Consider the following 18,594-nt stretch of genomic DNA (forward strand, 5'->3'; position numbering starts at 1 on the left):
GGCGCTCCGAGGAGGCCAGGGAGGTGCTGGACCTGTGCCTGTCGTGCAAGGCCTGCGCCACCGACTGCCCGGCCGGGGTGGACATGGCCACCTACAAGTCGGAGTTCTACGACCACTACTACCGGCGGCGCCTGCGTCCGCTCTCGCACTACTCGCTGGGCTGGCTGCCGCGTTGGCTCAAGCTGACCGGCCGGGTTCCTGGTGTGGTCAACAAGGTCCTCGCGAGTCGGCTGGGTAAAACCGTCTCTGCAGTTGGCGGACTCACGACGAAACGAGCACTTCCGCGGTTCGCCGGAGCGTGGGAGTGGCGGCGCGAGGTCGTCGATGCCGGATCCGGGGGTTCGGTGGTGCTGTTCGTGGACACCTTTACTCGCGGTTTCCGGCCGGAGGTCGCCGGTGCGGCGGCGCGCGTCCTGTCCGATGCCGGTGACACCGTCGCGTGTTCCGCCGATGCCTGCTGCGGGCTCACGTGGATCTCCACCGGCCAGCTGCGCACCGCGAAGCGGATGCTCGCCAAGGCGGCCAGGGCGCTCGATGATGGCACCGACCGGCCGATCGTGGTCGTCGAGCCCAGCTGCGCGGCGGCGCTGCGCAAGGACCTGCCCGAACTCGTCCACACCGAGCAGGCCGCACGGGTGGCGGCACGCGTGCGCAGTTTCGCCACCCACGTCGCCGACCGCATCTCCGCTGGCTGGCGACCCAGCCCGGGCCAGGTTCCGCAGCGGGCCGTGCTGCAGACCCACTGCCACGAGCACTCGGTGTTCGGCCCCAAGGCCCAGCGCGCGGTGCTGGAAGCCGCAGGAGTCGGCGAGGTCGTCGAGGCCACCGGATGCTGCGGCGTGGCAGGCAACTTCGGCTTCGAAGCCGACCACTACGAGGTCAGCATGCAGGTCGCCGAGAACGCCCTCGCCCCAGCCCTGCGCGCCACCGATACCGATGGGGTGCTCACCGATGGTTTCTCCTGCGCCAGGCAGGTGGACCAGCTCGACCCCACCAGACCCGGCCTGCACCTGGCCCAAGTGCTGGATCCGGGCCCGACCTCCACCGCACAAGACAAGGGAACAGGAGAACTTTCATGACCACTAACACCAGTGACTCCCGCATCTCGCAGCGAGCACGTGAGGCCGTTGCGACCGTCAGCACGGGTATGTTCATCGACGGGCAGTGGAGCGAATCTGCCTCCGGCGCACGGTTCAACGTCGTGAATCCGGCCACCGAAGAGGTCATCGCGACAGTGGCTGATGGCGGCCCTGAGGACGCGCAGCGCGCGATCGAAACCGCTGGCCGCGTGCAGAAGGACTGGGCCAGGACGCCACCCCGCGAGCGTGGCGAGATCCTGCGGCGCGCCTATGACCTGCTCATGCAGCGGCAGGACGAGCTCGCGCTGATCATGACGACCGAAATGGGCAAACCGTTCGGCGAGGCCAAGGGCGAGGTCGCCTACGCCGCGGAGTTCTTCCGCTGGTTCGCCGAGGAAGCCGTGCGCATCGGCGGCGACCTCACGACGACCGGTGACGGGAAGAACCGCATCCTCGTCTCGCGCGAACCGGTCGGCCCGTGCGTGCTGGTCACCCCGTGGAATTTCCCGCTGGCGATGGGCACGCGCAAGATCGGCCCCGCCATCGCGGCCGGCTGCACGATCGTGTTCAAACCCGCCGCGCTCACACCGCTGACGTCGCTGGCACTGGTGGACGTCCTCGTCGAGGCCGGGTTGCCTGCCGGTGTCCTCAACGTGGTGTGCACGACCAAGGCGTCCTCGGTGGTCTCGCCGTGGATGTCGAGCGGCATCGCCCGCAAGATCAGCTTCACGGGTTCGACCGCGGTGGGCGTACGCCTGCTGGAGCAGGCATCCGAGCACGTCATGCGCTCGTCGATGGAGCTTGGCGGCAACGCCCCCTTCCTGGTCTTCGAGGACGCCGACCTGGATCGGGCCGTCGAGGGGGCCGTGGCCGCCAAGATGCGCAACATGGGCGAGGCATGCACGGCCGCGAACCGCATCTTCGTCCAGCGGCCCGTCGCAGAGGAGTTCGCCCGCCGGCTCGCGGTGCGGATGGGCTCGCTGAAGGTCGGAGACGGCGTCGAGGACGGCACCGAGGTCGGCCCGCTGGTGGAGGAGAAGGCGCTGCGCAAGGTTCAGGAGCTCGTCGACGACGCCGTCGGCAAGGGCGCGAAGGTCGTCTGCGGCGGCGACCGGCCGGACCGCCCCGGCTACTTCTACCCACCCACGGTTCTGTCCGGGGTCTCGGAGGAGGCGGAGCTCATGTCCGAGGAGATCTTCGGCCCGGTGGCGCCGGTCATCTCGTTCGACACCGAGGAGGAGGCGGTGCGCATGGCCAACGACACCCCGTGGGGCCTGGCGGGCTACCTGTTCACCCAGGACGTCGACCGCGGCTTCCGTGTCGGCGAGGCGATGGAGGTCGGCATGGTCGGCCTGAACACGGGCATCGTGTCCAACCCCGCCGCGCCGTTCGGCGGCGTCAAGGCTTCCGGCTTGGGCCGCGAAGGCGGCCGCGTGGGTATCGAGGAGTTCCTGGAGTTCAAGTACATGGCGGTGCCGCGGGTGTAGCCTGAGGTCTGGTCGAGGTGATCAGGGTCCGCGCAGCGATCGGGCCCTGATCACCTCTTTTGACAGTATCCCAAATGGCGGGATATTATTAATCGGTGACTGAGACATCGACTCCGGACAGCGCGAGCAGCCTGGCCAGGATGCTGCACATCCTGCAGCTGTTCAGCGAGGCGGAGCCCGTGTGGTCGACGGCCGCCATCATCGAGGCCATGGAGACCTCCCGGTCGACGGGCTATCGCTACATCAAGACGCTGCACGAGGCCGGGCTGCTCACCGCGGTGCGCAACGGTTACTACTCGCTGGGCCCAGGGATCATCGAAATGGATCTGCAGATCCGGCAGACCGATCCGCTGCTGTTGGCCAGCGACGGGGTGCTGGAAGACCTGGTGGACAAGATCGGCCACTCGGCCACGCTGTGTACCGCCTACCGCGACTCGGTCCTGTGCGTTGGTGAGTACCGCGCTCCGCAGAGCCCGGCCAACCGCTTCAGCCGGGGGCAGCGGCGCCCGATGTTCCAGGGCGCGGTGTCGAAGGTCATCCTGGCGCACCTCCCGCACCACCGGCTCAAGTCGATCTACCCGCGTCAGAAGGAGGAGATCGAGAAGGCTGGACTGGGCAGCTCGTGGAGCGAGTTCCGGTCCACTCTCGGCAAGATCAAGAAGGACGGCTACATCCTGACGATGGGTGAGTTCAACCCCGGTGTTTACGGCGTTGCGGCCCCCGTGCTCACCGACCAGAAGACGGCCGTGGGCAGCGTCGGCGTCGCCTGGGAGAAGGAACGCCGCGACGTTGACGTGGAGAAGGCGGTCCACGCCGTCAAGCAGGCGGCCACGACCATCTCCGAACGAATGCTGGACAAGCAGCAGGACTGACCGGGCCCGCCCGGTCATCTACCGGAGTCGAGGGCCGCTCGAAGTCAGGGGCTTGCCTGAGTTGGCGTCCGTCCGAGGTCTTCTGTTCCGCGTCGTTCCGCGGTTCTGTGGACGTCCCGACGACTCGAGTCTCCTGTGGAAGCGCCTGTTCAGAGTGGACGGTTCGCCGGCCGCTGCGGTCAACGGCGTTGACGGGACGAGGAACTCCCACCTACGCAGATCACACGCAAGACCGTCATCGCTCTACCCCTGTGAAGAGCAGGTGACTCCTCATGGGGGAGCAGTGCCTTCTCACGACGCTTCCCGGCCTGAGCGACCAGTGCCCGCGAACGTGCGGGCGGTCGGGCGTGTTCCCGGTCTGGGGTGTCCCAAGAAACTCTCCCAGAGCGGGGTCGAGCCGAACTAGCGTTGAGGTCAAAGAGACCGCTATTTCGCTGATGCGGGAGACACCAAGCATGGGTGAGATGCACGCGGCGCGGCCGGCCAGGGCGTGGACCGGCGAAGCTTGCTGAAGGCCGCGGGGTTCGGTGCTGCGGTGGTCGGCACGATGTCCTTCGCGGCTCCCTGTTCTGGGTGCCCGGCGCCAGCCGCGTCGATCTCTACGACCGCACCGATCTGATCCCGTTCGACAAGCTGATGAGCTTCTTCAAGCGGCCCCTTGCAGCATGAGGGCAGCCCTGAGGGGCGACGCCTTGGAGGCCGTTGCGCGGGTAGGGCTGCTCTCATGCACTCCGTTCAAAGAAGTACCAACCGATTGGGAGATCGATGAATACTGTTCTGTTGGGAACGACCGGTGTCCGTGCGCCCAAGATCATCTCGGGGATGATGCGGATCGCGGACAAGACCGATGAGCAGATCCGCGAGCTGTACATGGTTGCCCGCGAGGTCGGGATCGATTTCTTCGACCACGCGGACCTCTACGGCTTCAAGCACCCCGGTGGTGGTCCGCACTTCTGCGAGCGGAGGTTCAGCGAGGCGCTGGGCCTGTCCAACGCGGAGCGCGAGCAGATCACGCTGCAGACCAAGACCAGCATCGTGGACGACGAGTGGCACTACGACTCCTCGTACGAGCACATCGTGTCCTCCGTCGAGGAGTCGTTGCGGGCGCTGGGAACCGACTACATCGATGTGCTGTTGTTGCACCGCCCGGATGCGCTGATCGAGCCGGACGAGGTGGCGCGCGCGTTCGATGAGCTCGAGTCTGCCGGGAAGGTGCGGAGCTTCGGCGTCTCGAACTACACGCCGCGGCAGATCGACCTGCTGAAGACGGCGGTGCGTCAGCCGATCGTGGCCAATCAGGTGCAGTTGTCGGTGACGCACTCGACGATCGTGGCGCAGGGTCTGGCCTCAAACATGGTGAAGGAAGCTGATTCACTCACCCGGGACGGTGGTGGGATCGTCGACTACTGCCGCATCAACGGGATCACCATCCAGGCGTGGTCGCCGTTCCAGAAGAGCTTCCAGGACGGCGTCTTCCTCGGGGACGACGAATTCCCGGAACTCAACGCGCTGCTCGGCAAACTCGCGGCGAAGTACGGCGTCACGCCCATCGCGATCGCCACGGCCTGGATCACCCGCCACCCGGCCGGCATGCAGGTGGTGCTGGGCACCACCACACCGCAGCGGGTCACCGACGCGGCGGCAGGCTCGGACATCCGGCTGACCCGAGGCGAGTGGTACGGGCTCCTCCAGGCGGCAGGCCACCGCGTACCGTGACGTGACTCGAAGCTCACACGACTCGTGCCCCGTGGTTCCAGGTGCGTCACCACCTGGAACCACGGGGCACGTGCTGTCACACCCTCAGTGGAACGAACGTCCGCCGTCCGCCGCGAGTGCCGATCCTGTGATGTAGGAGGATTCATCGCTGGTCAAGAAGCAGATGGCGCGGGCGATCTCGACCGGGTCCGCCAAGCGCTCCAGGGCGTAGTTGGTCACGTTGGCGCGGTGACCGTCGGCCATCGCGGTGTCCACCATTCCCGGGCAGATGGCGTTCACCCGGATCTGAGGTGCCAGTTCGGACGCCAGCGACTTGCTGAGGCCGATCGCGCCCGCCTTGGACGCCGCGTAGGCCGTGAGCCCTTTCGCGTTGGGGAGAAGCCCCGCTGCCGAGGCGATGTTGACGATCGTGGCGTTCCGCTCCTGCGAAAGCCACGGCAGACAACTGCGGGTGACGATGTAGGCGCCGGTGAGGTTGACCTCGATGACGTGGCGCCAATCCTTCGCGGGAACGTCTTCGGCGTTCCCGCGGAACATGATTCCTGCTGCGTTGACGAGTCCGTCGATCCCGCCGAGGGCGCCGGCTGCCTGCGCGGCCACGTCGGCGACGGCGTCTTCGTCTGTGATGTCGACTGCCAGGCATTCTCCGCCAGTCTGCGCGGCGGTTTCCTCGAGGGCGTTCTTGTCGCGATCCAGGAGGGCCAGAGCAGCGCCTTCGGCGGCGAAGAGCTGCGCCGTGCGTCGTCCGATCCCGGACGCCGCCCCCGTCACCACCACTCGGCGACCCTGCAATCGGTTGTTCGGGGATCGGGGCTCTGAGGTCATGTTCATCCCTTCTCGGCTTGGACTTGGGCGAGCCGGGACCGGTCGGTCTCGGCGTGGGGTGCGAATGCGGTGAGGTCGAGTTCTCTGCCGTCTCGCAGTTTCGACACGGCGACCGCGGAGACGAGGATGACCGCGCAGGTGAACGCGGCGACTAGCGCAGGCCCACCCAGCGCGCTCAGACCCGCCGCGATGAAGGGAGCGGGGGACGAGAACACGAGGTTGGCCCCGGTGTAGGCGAGTGCCGTGCCGGAGTAGCGGACGTTGGTGGGGAACTGCTCGGAGAACAGCGCGGGCTGCGCGCCGGAGAGGAACTGGATCGAGCCCAGGACCAGGGTCACGATCAGTCCCATGACGACGGCGCTGGTGCTCGCCACTGTGAAGAACAGTCCGACGCCGACGAAACAGCCGGCGAGACCGGCGTACCAGACCCGCTTGCGCCCGATGCGGTCGCAGGTGAGTCCACCGATCACCGCGGTGCCGACGGAGACGCCGTTGGCGATCATCAGGATCACGAATGCCTGCTGGGAGGTCATGCCGACGTCGGTGGTCAGGTAGCTGAGCCCGTAGACGGCGATGAGGTAGAAGCTCAGCGTCGTGCCCGACCACGCCAGCAACAGCAGCGAGACCTGACGCGGGTGGGATCGCAGCACGCGCAGTCCCTTCTCCTGGGGCGCGTCCGGATGCGCTTGCTCGTTCGTGGTCACGAATGCGGGTGTCTCTTCGAGCCTGCGCCGGATGAAGTAGGCAACGGCGACGATGAAGACGCTGGCCAGGAACGGAATTCGCCATCCCCAGCTCTCGAACTGAGCAGGTGTGAGCATCATGCTGAGCACGACGATGACCAGGTTGGCCAGCACCTGGCTGATCGGTGATCCGATGATGATGAGGGCACCGAAGAACCCTCGTCTGCGCCTGTGGCAATGCTCCATGGTCAGGATCTGACTGCCGCTGGATTCACCGCCGAGCGAGAAGCCTTGCAGGCAGCGCAGTGCGACGAGCACGAGCGCGATCGCGATTCCCTGGTGCGTGGGCAGGACACCGATGAGCACCGATGATCCGCCCATCATGATCAGGGTGGCGAAGAGGACGGGTTTGCGGCCGTACCGGTCACCGAGGTGTCCGAGCACGACGGCACCGATCGGGCGAGCGATGAACCCGACGCCGAAGGTCGCGAACGAAGCGAGCAGACCTGCCGTGGTACCGAGCTGGTGGAAGAAGAGCCGGGGGAACAGGGTCGCGGCGAGCGCGCCGTAGACGGCGAAGTCGAAGTACTCCAGCGTGTTCCCGAGGGTCGCGCTCACCACAGCGCGAGTTTGCATCGATTGCCCGGGGCCCGATCTTTCCGAGGTCGCCGGGTTTGAAGAGGAGTTCGGCATCATTGACTACTCCAAGATCTCTGTTGTTCGGGTCACTGGTCGCTGTAGGGCAGCGTGCGGTCGGTGGTGAGGTCCCAGACCACCGATTTCCGGCGCGTGTAGGCCGCCACGGAGGCGAAGCCGTTCTCCTTGCCGAAACCGCTCTGCTTCATCCCGCCGAACGGCACGGTCGGGTGGAACGAGCGGTAGGTGTTGATCCAGACGGTGCCTGCCACGAGGTTTTGCGTGAGGTGCTGGATCGTCTGCGCGTCGTTGCCCCACACCTGTGCGCTCAGGCCGAACTGGGTGGCGTTCGCGCGTGCGAGTGCCTCGTCCACGTCGGAGTAGGACAGCACGCTCGCCATCGGGCCGAAGGCCTCGGTGGTGGCCGCCGGGTTGTCGTCGGTGACATCGGCCAGCACGGTCGGCTGGTAGAAGGCGCCGTTGGCCAGCTCGCCGTCCTCGGCAGGGGCGCCGCCTGCGATGCAGGTGGCTCCGGCGGCCACGGCGCGCTGTACGAGGCCGTCGACGTGGTCGCGGTGCTGACGGCTGATGAGCGTGCCCATCTGCGACGATTCCTGAGTGGGGAGTCCGACCCGGACCTTCTCCGCCAGCGACGCCAGCTCATCGCACACCTGTGCGTACATCGAGTCGGGGACGAGGATGCGGGAGCCGGCGACGCAGCTCTGCCCGCTCTTGGCGAAGTTCGAGTGCAGGACGGACGGGATCGCGGTGCGCAGGTCGGCGTCCGGCAGGAGGATCGCCGGACTCTTGCCGCCGAGTTCGAGGAACACCGGCACGATGTTGGCCGCCGACTGGTTGATGATCGCGCGGCCCGTGTCGGGTCCGCCGGTGAAGGCGATCATGCCGATGCCCGGGTGCTCGGTCAGCAACGGCCCGACGACCGATCCGCGACCGCTCACGACGTTGACCACTCCGGCGGGGATGCCTGCTTCGAGGGCGAGCTCGCCGAGCCGGTAGTTCAGCAGCGGTGCGACCTCCGGCGCCTTGACGACGATGCAGTTGCCGGCCACCAGGGCCGGCCCTGCCTTGAGAGCGATGGAATTCGCGTTGCCGTTGTAGGGGCTGATCCCGGCGACGACGCCGAACGGCTCGTCGACCCCGTAGGACAGACGGCCCGGCAGTTGGGCGTAGGTCTCGCCTTCGAGCTTGTCGGCGAGGCCGGCGTAGTACCGGAGGATGCGCACGCACGAATCGAGGTCGCCGATCGTTTCGCGTCGAAGGTGCCCGACATCGGCGACCTCGATGTCGGCCAGCTCCTCCCTGCGTGCTGCGATGGCGTCGGCCCAGGCGCCCAGCATGCGGCCTCGCACCTCGGGAGCTGTGTGCCGCCACGTGGATTCGTACACCTGGTGCGCCTGCGAGACGATGCCGTCCAGCTCGTCCGCGGTGACCTCGTGCAGTTCAGCGATGGTCTCACCGGTCGCCGGGTTCATGACCGGCAGCACGTGCCCGCTCGGTCGGTCGGCGATGCCATCGGCAGAGATGTAACCGAGCGCCGGGCGTGTGCGCGCTGGGTTTGGTGTTGCTGTGCTCATCTTCGAGTCTCCTCCGATGGTGCGGCTGGGTTGTTGGCAGCCACGATGTGCGTCCGCACCGTCTCCTGGTATTCGGCAGGTGCTCTGACCTGCTGTTCATCCGGATGCCGATCGTGGGTGAGGGCAACGGCGAAGCCACCGGGAAACGCCGGGGCGTGGCCGCGAGAATTCGTCTCGTCCCGAGTGAATCCCTGTCGATGACAGGGAGTCCAAGACGCGTTGCCGATGCGATGGATAGCGCTCGCCTATCAGCTGTGGTCGGTGGCGTGCTCGGCTCAGTCGCGGCAGTGGAGCCCGATGTGGAACGCGGATCCCTCAAGTTGAGGGCGCACTCCTGTGTTGTGATCGCGGCATCCGGCGAGACACTGCGAGTCCGATCAGCAGCACGATGCTGGTGGTGGCGATGAACCAGCCGACGCGGTGGAGGCCGGCGTCGTCGATGGTGCCGCCGGTGGCGAGTTGGAGGACGACGACGGCGAGGTTGGCGCCGGTGAAGGCGACGGTGCGGTACATGCCGATGCCGGCGCCGACGTCGTTGACGGTGGTGACGGCGCTGATGAGGCTTTGGTTGCCGATGTTGTTGAAGCCGTTGGGGATTCCGGCGACGGCCGCGACGATGAGCAGGACTGCGAGGGGTGCGGTGGAGCGTTCGAGGACCGCGATGAGAATCCCGCTGACGAGTAGGGCGAACGTGCCGATGAACAGGGTCCTGCGGGCGCCGTAGCGGTGGGTGGTGCTCGATCCTGCTCGGGTTGCCAGAACGCCGACTGCGGCGACGGGCAGCATGGTGAGTCCGGCTTCGGTGGCGCTCATGCCGCGCACGGTTTGCAGCCATTGCGGAATGCCGAAGAAGACGCAGTAGAAGCACGTGTAGGTCAGTAGCGTGCGGCCGAGGGTGGCGCACAGCGCGCGGTTGCGGGCCAGGGCGCGGACGTCGATGAACGGGTCTGTTGCGCGCCGCTCGCGTGCGATGAACACCGCGAGCGCTCCCAACGTGATCGGGAGCAGCCAGTACAGCGCAGTTGCCCGCAGCGAAACGAGGAACAGCATTCCCGTGCTGACCACGAGGGCGAACAGGAGAATCCCGGCGACGTCGAGGCCGCGGACTGCGCGCCAGGCGGAGGTGTGCTGGCTGCGTCCGGCGAATCCGACGTCGGCGCGCAGCACCGCGGCGGCGCTGAGCGCTGCGGCGGGCAGGTTGACCCAGAGGATGGAGTGCCAGCCGAACGTTCCGGTGAGCAGTCCGCCGACGGTGGGGCCGAGTGCGGCGATGGATTGGCCGCACATGACCAGGGTGGCCATGGCGGTGCGGGAGGAGCGGGCATAGCGTTCGGCGTAGGCCCGGACCATGGTCATGGCGGTGGGCATGTGGACCGAGATCCCGGCGCCGATGAGGGCGTACACCGCGATGAGCTGCCCGACGGTCGAGGCGAACATGCCGGCCGTGGAGGCGATGCAGACCATTGCCAGCCCGGTCAGGAACACCCGCCGAGCGCCGAAGACGGAGCCGAGGCGGCCTGCCATAGGTGCGCACACCGAGGTGCTGATGTACATCGCAGAGATGATCCACGAGATGTGCGAGGAGGTGCCGAAGTCAGCGGCGATCGCGATGATGGCGACGGCGATCATCGAGGAGTTGAGCGGTTGGAGCACGCTGCCGCTGGCCAGCGCGGCCCGCACGCGGAAGGGAATCGGAGCACGCTCGGCGGGCCGGGTACCGGTGGCACTCATCGTCGGTCGCTCGCGGGCGAGGCGCTCACATCGGTCAACCGGTGGAAGAGTTCCTCAGCGAGGAACCTCAGTTCCCCGTCGCCGGCGGTGCACTGTGCGTCCATCATGGCGCTCCCACATCTGATCTGTTGACGAAGTCTCATAATGCAGGATATCGTGCAGTCCTGCTTCGGTTAGTGGCGGTCCGCTCGCCTTGATCGAGACGTTTCGGATCCCTTTGCCCGCCGTGCCGCGAGACGTTTCACGGATTCCACGCGAGAACGAATCAGGTGTGGTCCGGTCGGCGGCGGTTGGCTTGCCCGAGACCACATGCGCCTCAACGTGGAGGAAGTCGCCATGCATCAACGCTCCAGGGAACGACGCGACGGCGTTTTCCCCGCCTCCGACGAAGCGCGCGCCAACAAGCGGTTTCTGAGGCAACTGACCGCCATCGCGACCCTCGGTGCACTGCTGTTCGGGTTCGACACCGGCGTGATCTCCGGCGCCTTGATCTACCTGCGCGAGGACCTGCGGCTCACGAGTGTCGCCGAAGGGCTGGTGGTGGCATCGTTGCTCTTCCCCGGTGCCACCTCGGGGGCCCTGCTTGGCGGTCCCATCGCGGATCGGTTCGGCCGCAGGGCGTCCCTAATCTCTTGCGCGGTTCTGTTCGCGGTCGGCGTGCTTGCTTGTTCCCTCGCGCCCGATGTGGCCACGCTCGTGGTGGCGCGTGTCGTGCTCGGATTCGCAGTCGGTTGCGCGTCGGTGGCGTGTCCGCTCTACCTCGCCGAGCTCGCGCCCTCGAGCAAACGCGGGCGCATGGTGGCGGTCAATCAGCTGATGATCACCGTGGGCCTGTTCCTGTCCTTCAGCTCGAACGTCCTCTTTGATCAGTTCGCGCATGGTCCGGCGGTCTGGCGCTACATGATCGGGATCGCGATCATTCCTGCGATCGCGTTCTTCCTCGGCATGCTCAGCCTTCCCGACACGCCCAGGTGGTACGCGGGCAAGGGGCGCCTGGAGCAGTGCCGCGAGACCTTGGCGCGGGCTCACTCGGCGGAGGACGCGGAGTTCGAATACCGCCAGATCGTTGAGATCGCGCAGCGCGAGACCAACGAGGCGACGATCCTCTGGACGATGCTCCGGGTCCTGGGGGAACAAGCCTGGATGCGGCGTTTGCTGTGGATCGGGATCGTGCTGGCCGTGGCCCAGCAGACCACCGGCATCAACGTGGTGATGTACTACGCGCCGACCGTTCTCGAGGAGAGCGGTATGACGGGCTCCGCTTCGCTCGTCGCGTCGCTCGCCGTCGGGCTCGAGCAGGTTCTGCTCACGTTCGTCGGAATCTGGCTGCTGGGGTTCATGGGGCGGCGGAAGATGATGCTCTTCGGCTTCTTCGGCGTTGCGGTCTCGCACGGCCTGCTGGCGATGAGCTACCTCCTGCCGGAGTCGACGCTGCGGTCCTACCTCATCTTGCTGTTCATGGTCGGTGTCAGCGCGTCGATGGTGACGTTCGTCGGATCGACGGGCTTCGTTGTGCTGTCCGAGATCTTCCCGCTGGCGATCCGGGGGTTCGCCATGGGTGCCTCGATCTGCGGCCTCTGGGTTGCCAACTCCCTGATCTCCTTCTTCTTCCCGATCCTCGCCGAGGGCGTGGGTTCGGTCGCCGTGTTCGTGGGATTCACGGGCCTGAACCTGCTCGTCTGGCTCTTCGTGTTCAGAGCCATTCCTGAGACGAAGGGTCGGACGCTGGAGGAATTGGAAGCCGATTTCCGCTCGGGCAGAAAGGACTGACAGTCATGCGGGCCAGTGCCCCGACCCTTGAACTTCTCGTCGACTACTACGCGGAGATGGAAACCAACGATCCGGAACGCTACGGCGCCTACTACGCCGACGACATGACGCTGCGCTTCGCCAACAGCCCGGTGATCACCGGGAGGCGCAACGCGATGGAGGCGTTCAGCCAGGTCCTGGGCCGGGTCACTTCGCTAAAGCACGATCTGGTCAATGTGTGGGAGGAGGACGACGGCTTGGTCCTGTTCGAGTCCGTTGGAACTTGGTACTTGCGGAGCGGTACCACGGTGTCGATCAACGCGTTCTCGGCGTTCACCGTCGCTGACGGGCTTTTCGTCGATCAGCGCATCTACGTCGACAACGCTCCGCTGTTCGCCGCTCTCGAGAAGGAGGATCGAGCCGATGCGCAGGCCTGACCTGAAACTGGCGCGACAGTTGCGAAACGTGATCCGCCAGGACCGCAGGGTGGTCGTAGGTCTCGACTCCTCGGGCAGATCCACGGTCCGCGAGGACGGGCGGAGCCTTCCCACCATCGAGCTCCCGAACGGGATCGTGCGCCAGGAGATCTGGGCCCAATCTCAGGTCCCGGCGCGGAGCGGTGATGACGGCACCAGGGGAGACCCGCTGGACCCCGCGCCACCAGATCGAGGTGTGGTGGTCCGCATGCTGACCGTGCCGCCGATGATGGGCGTCGGGTCCGGCCCGGACCTGCACTTCGACGATGCAGTGCACGTGATCACCCAGGTGGAAGGGGCTTTGGACATCGTGCTGGAGACGGAAACCGTGAGGCTCCAGCAGGCGGACACCATCGTGCTCCCGGCCAGCGTGCACGACCTCCGAAATGAGAGTTCGACGCCGGCGACCTTCGTCTACACCTCGGTCCGCCGCGAGCGGTGAGGAACGCCCTCGTAAGGGCTCAAGCAGTCCGGTTGCGCACGGCCGCATGGCTTTCGGCAACTCGGAGGAAGGCTTGGGCGGCGGGGGTGAGCGGAGCCGAGCGGCTGACGAGCGCGACGTGCAACTGCGGCGCAGAGATGAGCCGCCGAACCCGCGCGCCGGTCCGACGGGCCAGTGGCGCCCACGACTCCGGCAAGATCGCCAGCCCGACGCCTTCGAGCACGAGCGGCAGGATCGACGTCCGGTGCGCGACTTCGGCGACGATGTGGATGTCGGTGCCCTCGGCGAGCACGTCGTCTATGATCTTGCGCATCACGCTGTGCTCGGGAGTGACGATGACTCGCGCGCCGGCGAGGTCGGCCATGGACACTGGATCGTCGTCCGAGGAGTCGGACGACCCGTCAATCGGTGCTTGGACGAGGACGAAGTCCTGCGCTTCCAGCGGGAGCGCGTTGACACCTGGCGGGTGGAGCGGTTCAGGTGAGCCGCACAGCCCCAGCTCCGCGGCACCCTGCCGCACCCGCTCCACGACCTCGGCTGCGGTGAAGGCCGCGTCGACGCGGATCGAGAGTCCAGGATGCCGGTGGCTGAACTCGCGAGTGAGGCTGCCCAGCGGCTCGATGCCCGGTGACGGCATGCTGATCATCTCGACCCGGCCGCGGTGCAGACCCTTCATCGAGTTCATCGTGGCCCGAGCAGTTGCGAGGTCGCGAAGGACCTGCCGTGCCGGTTCGATCAGCTTCGCGCCGGAATCGCTGAGAACGACGCCGCGCCCGAGCCGGTGGAACAGCTTGACGCCGAGGTCGCGTTCGAGAGCCGCGATGGTCTGCGACAGCGACGGTTGGGCGATGTGCAGGTGGTTCGCGGCCCGGCCGAACCCGTCGTGGTCGACGATGGCGAGGAAGCACTCCAAGTGCCGAGCATCCACTGGGCCCCTCCTATCGTGGAGACCGGGCGGTCATGGGGTCTGCCCGCCGTCGACGACCATGGCGTGTCCGACGGTGAACGCGGCTTCCTCCGAGCACAGCCACAGCACGGCGGCGGCGATCTCCTCGGGACGGCCCAGTCGTCCGATCGGTTCTTGGGCGATCATCGCGGCGTAACCCTCCTCGGTTCCTCCGGACACGCGTCGGATCATTTCGGTGTCGATGATGCCCGGGCAGATCGCGTTGATCCGGATGCCGACCGCGGCGTGCTCCAGGGCCGCTGACGAGGTCAGGCCCACTACTGCGTGCTTGGTCGCGGTGTAGGCGGCCTGGTTGCGGAATGCCTTCACTCCGGCACCGGACGCGGTGTTGACGATGGCGCCGCCTCCGCCGGTCCGTGTCATCAACGCGAGTTCGCGGGTCATGGTCAGGAAGACTCCGCGAAGGTTGATGGCGACCAGGCGGTCGAACTCTTCGTCCGAGACCTCGGTGATCGGCTTCTGCGGCTGGTCGACCCCGGCGTTGTTGAACGCCAGATCCAGCCGTCCGAACTCCTGCTCGACGGCACCGAACGCGGCGTCGACGTCGGGCGCTCGTGCCACGTCGCATTGCAGCGGCAGGGCCTGACCGCCCTCCTTCTCGATAAGACGCGCCGTCTCCGTCACTCCGTCGAGTGCGATGTCGGCGACCGCCACGGCAGCGCCTTCACGTGCGAAGGCGAGTGCTGTGGCACGGCCGATGCCGGTGGTCGCCCCGGTCACGAACGCAATCTTGTTCTCGAACCGCTTGCTCATGAGTTCAGTCGCCTTACTTCCGCTTCGCAACAGGTCGTTGGGGTTCGGTTCGCCAAGCCCTAGCGCACAACGCTGATGTGCAGGGCCGCCACCGTGCAGGGAGCGTCGCTTCGGTTGCGCCAGGCGTGCTTGGTCCCGCGATGCACGACCGTGTCGCCTGCCTTGACGAGGGTTTCGCCGGTTTCCACGACGGCCCAGATCTCGCCGGAGATCACCGTGACGATGTCGATCGAGTCGGTCTGGTGGATACCGGGGATGTCGTGCTCACCCTCTCCCTCCACACCGGCGCTGGCGAGAGAGTCGGCGTAACCCGATTCGTAGTCCCATTCGCTGTCCGGCGGGAAGGTGCTGATGTCGTAGTAGTAGCCCTCAGGGGGCGGCGGGATCGCGGCTGCGTCATCCGCGGTGTTCTCGGCCATGACCGGCGTGGGGACCAAGGGAGACCCCCAGATCACGTTGCGGGTGAAAGCCGGCGTGGCCAGCCGAGTCTCGGTGTTCCCGTCGCTCACGATGGTCGAACGGTTCTGCTCGTCCAAGCCGACCACGACTCGCCGAGCGCGGGCGTTGAGGTGTTGCTGCGACATGTTCCATCCGTTCGCGACCATCAGGGTGAATGATCATCGTGTGCGGTGCGCCGCGATGACCGAGGCTTGCTGGTCGGGACGTTGAGCTGACCCCGGCGGCGTGTTGGGAGTGACGTACGGGTAGCGGAGCTCGGACGCCGGTGCTGGCGCCGTCATCACGGCGATAACAATATCCCGCAATGTAGGATATTGTCAATGACGGAGTGTGCTCCAACAACGGGTCAGGTGTAGGCCAGGAGTCTTCCCGCGACTGTGACGCCGGACCACGACACGAGGGACACGATCGCGGCGGCCCGTGCGGCGGCAGGCGTCGCCCGGGTCGTGTCCCAGTCGGCCACGCTGCGGTAGGTGTGCCGATGGAAGATCAGGATGTTCAGGCCTGCGAGCACGATGAGTCCGAGCTTCCATGGTGCGCTGCCACGGTCGGCGATGACGCTCGCCCCGGGCAGGAACATCGCCACACCGGTGACCGCCGCGATCACGAACCCGAGTCGCGATAGTGGGAGGAGGTGGTCGGCCGCGGTCGTGACCCGCAGTGAACGCCGACCGACTCCCAGCAGACGGAGGTCGAAGGCTGCCGCCGGGCCGATGAGCAGAGCGATGCCAATGATGTGGATGCTCTCGAGCGTCGGATACAGGTAGGCCGTGCTGCGGATGGCCTCGGCGAACCAGCCGGCCTCCAGCCAGTCGAAGAAGTCATTCGTGCCGCGCGCCTTCAGGTCCGGCGGGAGCGCGCTCGCAGGTAGACGGCCCCACCTGCGACAACAGCCGCAAGGACGACCCCGAGCCCGGCCCACACCGCTGTCGGCGATGTGTCGCGGGACGGGGCCGCGGCCGGCGGCGCATCCTCGGTGGCATCGGGATACGGGACCGGCAGCGGCGTCGCCGGCAGCTCACTGCCGAGCACCTGGTTGACCGGCCGGCCGTTGTCGTACCAGAACGCGACTGGACGGAACTCGTTGTCGTGACTGGTGCCGATGTAGCCGACGAGCTCGACGCGTTCGCCGTCACGCAGTGGGCGATCCAGACCCCACCTTCCCGTGTAGCTCGGCGGAGCGATGACGACCTCCAGCGCGTTGTGGGAGCCGCTGTACGACGGTGCGACGTTGATCGGGCCGCTGTCCTCGGGGGCCTGCAACTCTTCCGGCAGTTCCCGCTCAGGTGTGTCGGTAGGGAGCTCACCGTCCACGGTGACCGTGAAGAAGGAATGTGGCTCGCCCCAGCGAACTTCCGAGACGGTGCCCGCCACGTAGTAGAGGCGATCGGTGTCGAAGTCGTCCCAGCCGTGATGCGCCTGCGCAGGCGCCGCGGTGATCAGCATCGTCGCGGAAACAGCAGACGCGATCAGCAGCCCGACGCGACGGACGCTGGAGCGGGGCAGTGGTGCGTTGATCGTCATGAAGCGCATGTCGGGTCGATTCTTTCCAGGGGCGTGAGTCGTCTGCGTCCAGCAGACCTCATCTCGCCCGAACCAGGGAGTTCCTGTCATGAGGTGTACTGGCAGGGCCACCTTGAGCAGCTCACGCCAGAGCGACCCCGGTGCGTAGGGCGTAGGCGTCGAGCAGGGCGTCTTGTGCCTGAGGGTGAGCCCGCCGCAAATGCGAAAACGCATCCGGCAGGCGGAAACTCGCTCATCGCTGATTTCCCGCAGCAGCGACGTCACCGGTGTCGCGCGGTGACCTCGCCGCGGCGTTCAGGTGGTGCAACCGACTGATGAAAACTCGGAGTGCGCGCTGTTCGAGGTGCCGTGGCGAGGGCCTGGTGGGAAGCCGTGACGTCGTGCGGTTGCCGCGATCACCAAGGCGCAGAGGGCCAGGGCCATCACGATCCACGGGAACGAGGACGCGCCGAGACTGCCGAGTACGACTCCGCCGAGGCCGCCCCCGGCGAAGATCGCCAAGTTGAAGCTGGTGACAAGCATCGAGGTCGCAAGATCACCATCACTACCGGCTGCGTCGGAAAGAGCTGTCTGCACCTGGGTCGCGGCTCCTCCGAAGGTGAAGCCCCAGGCAACGATGGCGAGGAAGTACGGCACCAGCAGGTGGCCGATGAGCCCCAGGGTCAGGCACCCGAGCGCGAATACGGTCAAGCCGGACAGCACCAGCATCCGCAGTCCTCGATCGATCGTCGTGCCGGTGAACCAGATGCCGGCCAATGCCGCGATGCCGAAGGCCAGCAGGGTTGCGTCCACCCGGACACCGAGCCCCGTCGAGTGCGCATAAGGTGCGATGTAGGTGTAGAGCACGTTGTGCGCGAGGAGCCACAGGAACGTCGTCGTCAGTACCGGAGCGACGCCGGGTATCAGCAGAACTTCGGTGAGCGATGACCCCGTGCGGGCGGGTTGCCCGGGCCTGTCCGGTACAGCGACGATGATCCACACGATGAGCATCGCCGACAGCAGCGACATCCCTGCGAAGGTCCACCTCCAGCCGACGATCGAACCGCTGAACGTGCCTAACGGCACCCCGATCGAGAGCGCCAGCGGAGTGCCGACCATGGCGACCGCCATCGCTCGTCCGGCCATCTGCTGGGGTACGAGGTGGCGGGCGTAACCGGCGACCATCCCCCACACCACAGCTGAGAACGCGCCGGCGAGGGTGCGGGCGACCATGGCCACGAGGTATGAGTCCGTGGCGGCGGTGACCGTGTTGGCGACCAGGAAACCCGAGACTGCGAAGAGCAGCAGCGGTTTCCGCCGGAATCCGCGTGTGAGGGCCGCGACGGGGATCGCTGCGGCGACTGTTCCTGCGGCATATGCGGTAACCCACTGGCCAGCGGCGGCTTCGCTCACGCCGATCTCAGCGGCGATCTGCGGGAGCAGGCCCGCCGGCATGGTCTCGGTCATGATGTTCACGAAACCGGCCAAGGCGAGCGCCAGCAGGGCGGCCCAGGGCAGCCGTCCGCTGAGCTCCGACGATCGCCCGTCCCGCTTGAGCCGATGCTCTCGCTGCACGCAGTTCCCTTCTCTCGGCGGTGAAGGCGGCTGGGCTGATGTCTCC

At 66.7% G+C, this 18,594-nt stretch carries 17 protein-coding genes; 7 read left to right on the top strand and 10 right to left on the bottom strand.

The features are described 5' to 3' along the window. The 4 genes from R4I43_RS33520 to R4I43_RS33535 form a co-directional block, all read left to right on the top strand. Positions 1–1,079 (top strand): (Fe-S)-binding protein (locus R4I43_RS33520; protein ID WP_324269751.1); only part of this gene is annotated, 1,079 nt, incomplete at its 5' end. Beyond that, positions 1,076–2,566 carry an NAD-dependent succinate-semialdehyde dehydrogenase gene (locus R4I43_RS33525; RefSeq protein ID WP_407691359.1) on the top strand — a complete coding sequence of 497 codons (1,491 nt, stop codon included), beginning with the start codon at positions 1,076–1,078 and terminating at the stop codon, positions 2,564–2,566. The genes R4I43_RS33520 and R4I43_RS33525, both read left to right, overlap by 4 nt. A 95-nt stretch (positions 2,567–2,661) precedes the next feature. After that, on the top strand, positions 2,662–3,438 hold the full coding sequence (locus R4I43_RS33530) for an IclR family transcriptional regulator (protein WP_324269752.1): 777 nt from the start codon (positions 2,662–2,664) through the stop codon (positions 3,436–3,438). A 765-nt stretch (positions 3,439–4,203) separates the two neighbouring features. Further along, positions 4,204–5,154: an aldo/keto reductase gene (locus R4I43_RS33535; RefSeq protein WP_324269753.1), complete on the top strand. Its 951-nt coding sequence runs from the start codon at positions 4,204–4,206 to the stop codon at positions 5,152–5,154. An 84-nt stretch (positions 5,155–5,238) separates the two neighbouring features. On the opposite strand, the gene R4I43_RS33540 is transcribed toward R4I43_RS33535, so the two are convergent. The 4 genes from R4I43_RS33540 to R4I43_RS33555 all read right to left on the bottom strand — a co-directional run bounded on the left by R4I43_RS33540 (position 5,239) and on the right by R4I43_RS33555 (position 10,624). Continuing rightward, positions 5,239–5,931, bottom strand: a complete 693-nt coding sequence (locus R4I43_RS33540; RefSeq protein WP_324269754.1) for an SDR family NAD(P)-dependent oxidoreductase — start codon at positions 5,929–5,931, stop codon at positions 5,239–5,241. Between the two features lie 50 nt (positions 5,932–5,981). Then, positions 5,982–7,280, bottom strand: a complete 1,299-nt coding sequence (locus tag R4I43_RS33545; protein WP_324269755.1) for an MFS transporter — start codon at positions 7,278–7,280, stop codon at positions 5,982–5,984. A gap of 107 nt (positions 7,281–7,387) precedes the next feature. Then, the gene (locus R4I43_RS33550) at positions 7,388–8,893 is read right to left on the bottom strand and encodes an aldehyde dehydrogenase family protein (RefSeq protein ID WP_324269756.1); all 1,506 of its coding nucleotides are present in this window, start codon (positions 8,891–8,893) and stop codon (positions 7,388–7,390) included. A gap of 315 nt (positions 8,894–9,208) precedes the next feature. After that, on the bottom strand, positions 9,209–10,624 hold the full coding sequence (locus R4I43_RS33555) for an MFS transporter (protein WP_324269757.1): 1,416 nt from the start codon (positions 10,622–10,624) through the stop codon (positions 9,209–9,211). A gap of 309 nt (positions 10,625–10,933) precedes the next feature. Between R4I43_RS33555 and R4I43_RS33560 the strand changes: the two genes are divergently transcribed. Genes R4I43_RS33560 through R4I43_RS33570 form a run of 3 tightly spaced genes read left to right on the top strand, consistent with a single transcriptional unit; the run spans position 10,934 to position 13,291 of the window. Further along, positions 10,934–12,394 carry a sugar porter family MFS transporter gene (locus R4I43_RS33560; protein WP_324269758.1) on the top strand — a complete coding sequence of 487 codons (1,461 nt, stop codon included), beginning with the start codon at positions 10,934–10,936 and terminating at the stop codon, positions 12,392–12,394. A 5-nt stretch (positions 12,395–12,399) separates the two neighbouring features. Further along, a complete protein-coding gene (locus R4I43_RS33565) occupies positions 12,400–12,810 on the top strand; it encodes a nuclear transport factor 2 family protein (RefSeq protein ID WP_324269759.1) in 411 nt (136 codons plus the stop codon). Positions 12,811–12,838: 28 nt separating this feature from the next. Then, the gene (locus tag R4I43_RS33570) at positions 12,839–13,291 is read left to right on the top strand and encodes a cupin domain-containing protein (protein WP_324269760.1); all 453 of its coding nucleotides are present in this window, start codon (positions 12,839–12,841) and stop codon (positions 13,289–13,291) included. A 19-nt stretch (positions 13,292–13,310) separates the two neighbouring features. On the opposite strand, the gene R4I43_RS33575 is transcribed toward R4I43_RS33570, so the two are convergent. The 6 genes from R4I43_RS33575 to R4I43_RS33600 all read right to left on the bottom strand — a co-directional run bounded on the left by R4I43_RS33575 (position 13,311) and on the right by R4I43_RS33600 (position 18,548). Further along, entirely contained in the window at positions 13,311–14,219 is a 909-nt protein-coding gene (locus R4I43_RS33575) for a LysR family transcriptional regulator (protein ID WP_324269761.1), read from the bottom strand. 30 nt (positions 14,220–14,249) lie between these two features. After that, positions 14,250–15,011, bottom strand: a complete 762-nt coding sequence (locus R4I43_RS33580; protein WP_324269762.1) for a glucose 1-dehydrogenase — start codon at positions 15,009–15,011, stop codon at positions 14,250–14,252. Between the two features lie 59 nt (positions 15,012–15,070). After that, the gene (locus tag R4I43_RS33585; protein ID WP_324269763.1) at positions 15,071–15,595 is read right to left on the bottom strand and encodes a cupin domain-containing protein; all 525 of its coding nucleotides are present in this window, start codon (positions 15,593–15,595) and stop codon (positions 15,071–15,073) included. 221 nt (positions 15,596–15,816) lie between these two features. After that, positions 15,817–16,392, bottom strand: coding sequence for a DUF6644 family protein (locus R4I43_RS33590; RefSeq protein ID WP_324269764.1), 576 nt, complete (start codon positions 16,390–16,392; stop codon positions 15,817–15,819). Continuing rightward, on the bottom strand, positions 16,311–17,258 hold the full coding sequence (locus R4I43_RS33595) for a DUF6152 family protein (protein ID WP_324269765.1): 948 nt from the start codon (positions 17,256–17,258) through the stop codon (positions 16,311–16,313). The genes R4I43_RS33590 and R4I43_RS33595 overlap by 82 nt, the downstream gene beginning before the upstream one ends. Before the next feature lie 30 nt (positions 17,259–17,288). After that, positions 17,289–18,548 (bottom strand): MFS transporter, encoded by a 1,260-nt coding sequence (locus R4I43_RS33600; protein ID WP_324269766.1) that lies wholly within the window; start codon positions 18,546–18,548, stop codon positions 17,289–17,291. Positions 18,549–18,594 lie beyond the last annotated feature (46 nt).

The organism is Saccharopolyspora mangrovi (assembly GCF_035320975.1).
Lineage (GTDB): Bacteria > Actinomycetota > Actinomycetes > Mycobacteriales > Pseudonocardiaceae > Saccharopolyspora > Saccharopolyspora mangrovi.

Coding starts and splice junctions, on each gene's coding strand:
- R4I43_RS33525 (WP_407691359.1), top strand. CDS start 1,076: ATGACCACTAACACCAGTGACTCCCGCATCTCGCAGCGAGCACGTGAG.
- R4I43_RS33535 (WP_324269753.1), top strand. CDS start 4,204: ATGAATACTGTTCTGTTGGGAACGACCGGTGTCCGTGCGCCCAAGATC.
- R4I43_RS33550 (WP_324269756.1), bottom strand. CDS start 8,893: ATGAGCACAGCAACACCAAACCCAGCGCGCACACGCCCGGCGCTCGGT.
- R4I43_RS33555 (WP_324269757.1), bottom strand. CDS start 10,624: ATGAGTGCCACCGGTACCCGGCCCGCCGAGCGTGCTCCGATTCCCTTC.
- R4I43_RS33560 (WP_324269758.1), top strand. CDS start 10,934: ATGCGCCTCAACGTGGAGGAAGTCGCCATGCATCAACGCTCCAGGGAA.
- R4I43_RS33565 (WP_324269759.1), top strand. CDS start 12,400: ATGCGGGCCAGTGCCCCGACCCTTGAACTTCTCGTCGACTACTACGCG.
- R4I43_RS33580 (WP_324269762.1), bottom strand. CDS start 15,011: ATGAGCAAGCGGTTCGAGAACAAGATTGCGTTCGTGACCGGGGCGACC.
- R4I43_RS33585 (WP_324269763.1), bottom strand. CDS start 15,595: ATGTCGCAGCAACACCTCAACGCCCGCGCTCGGCGAGTCGTGGTCGGC.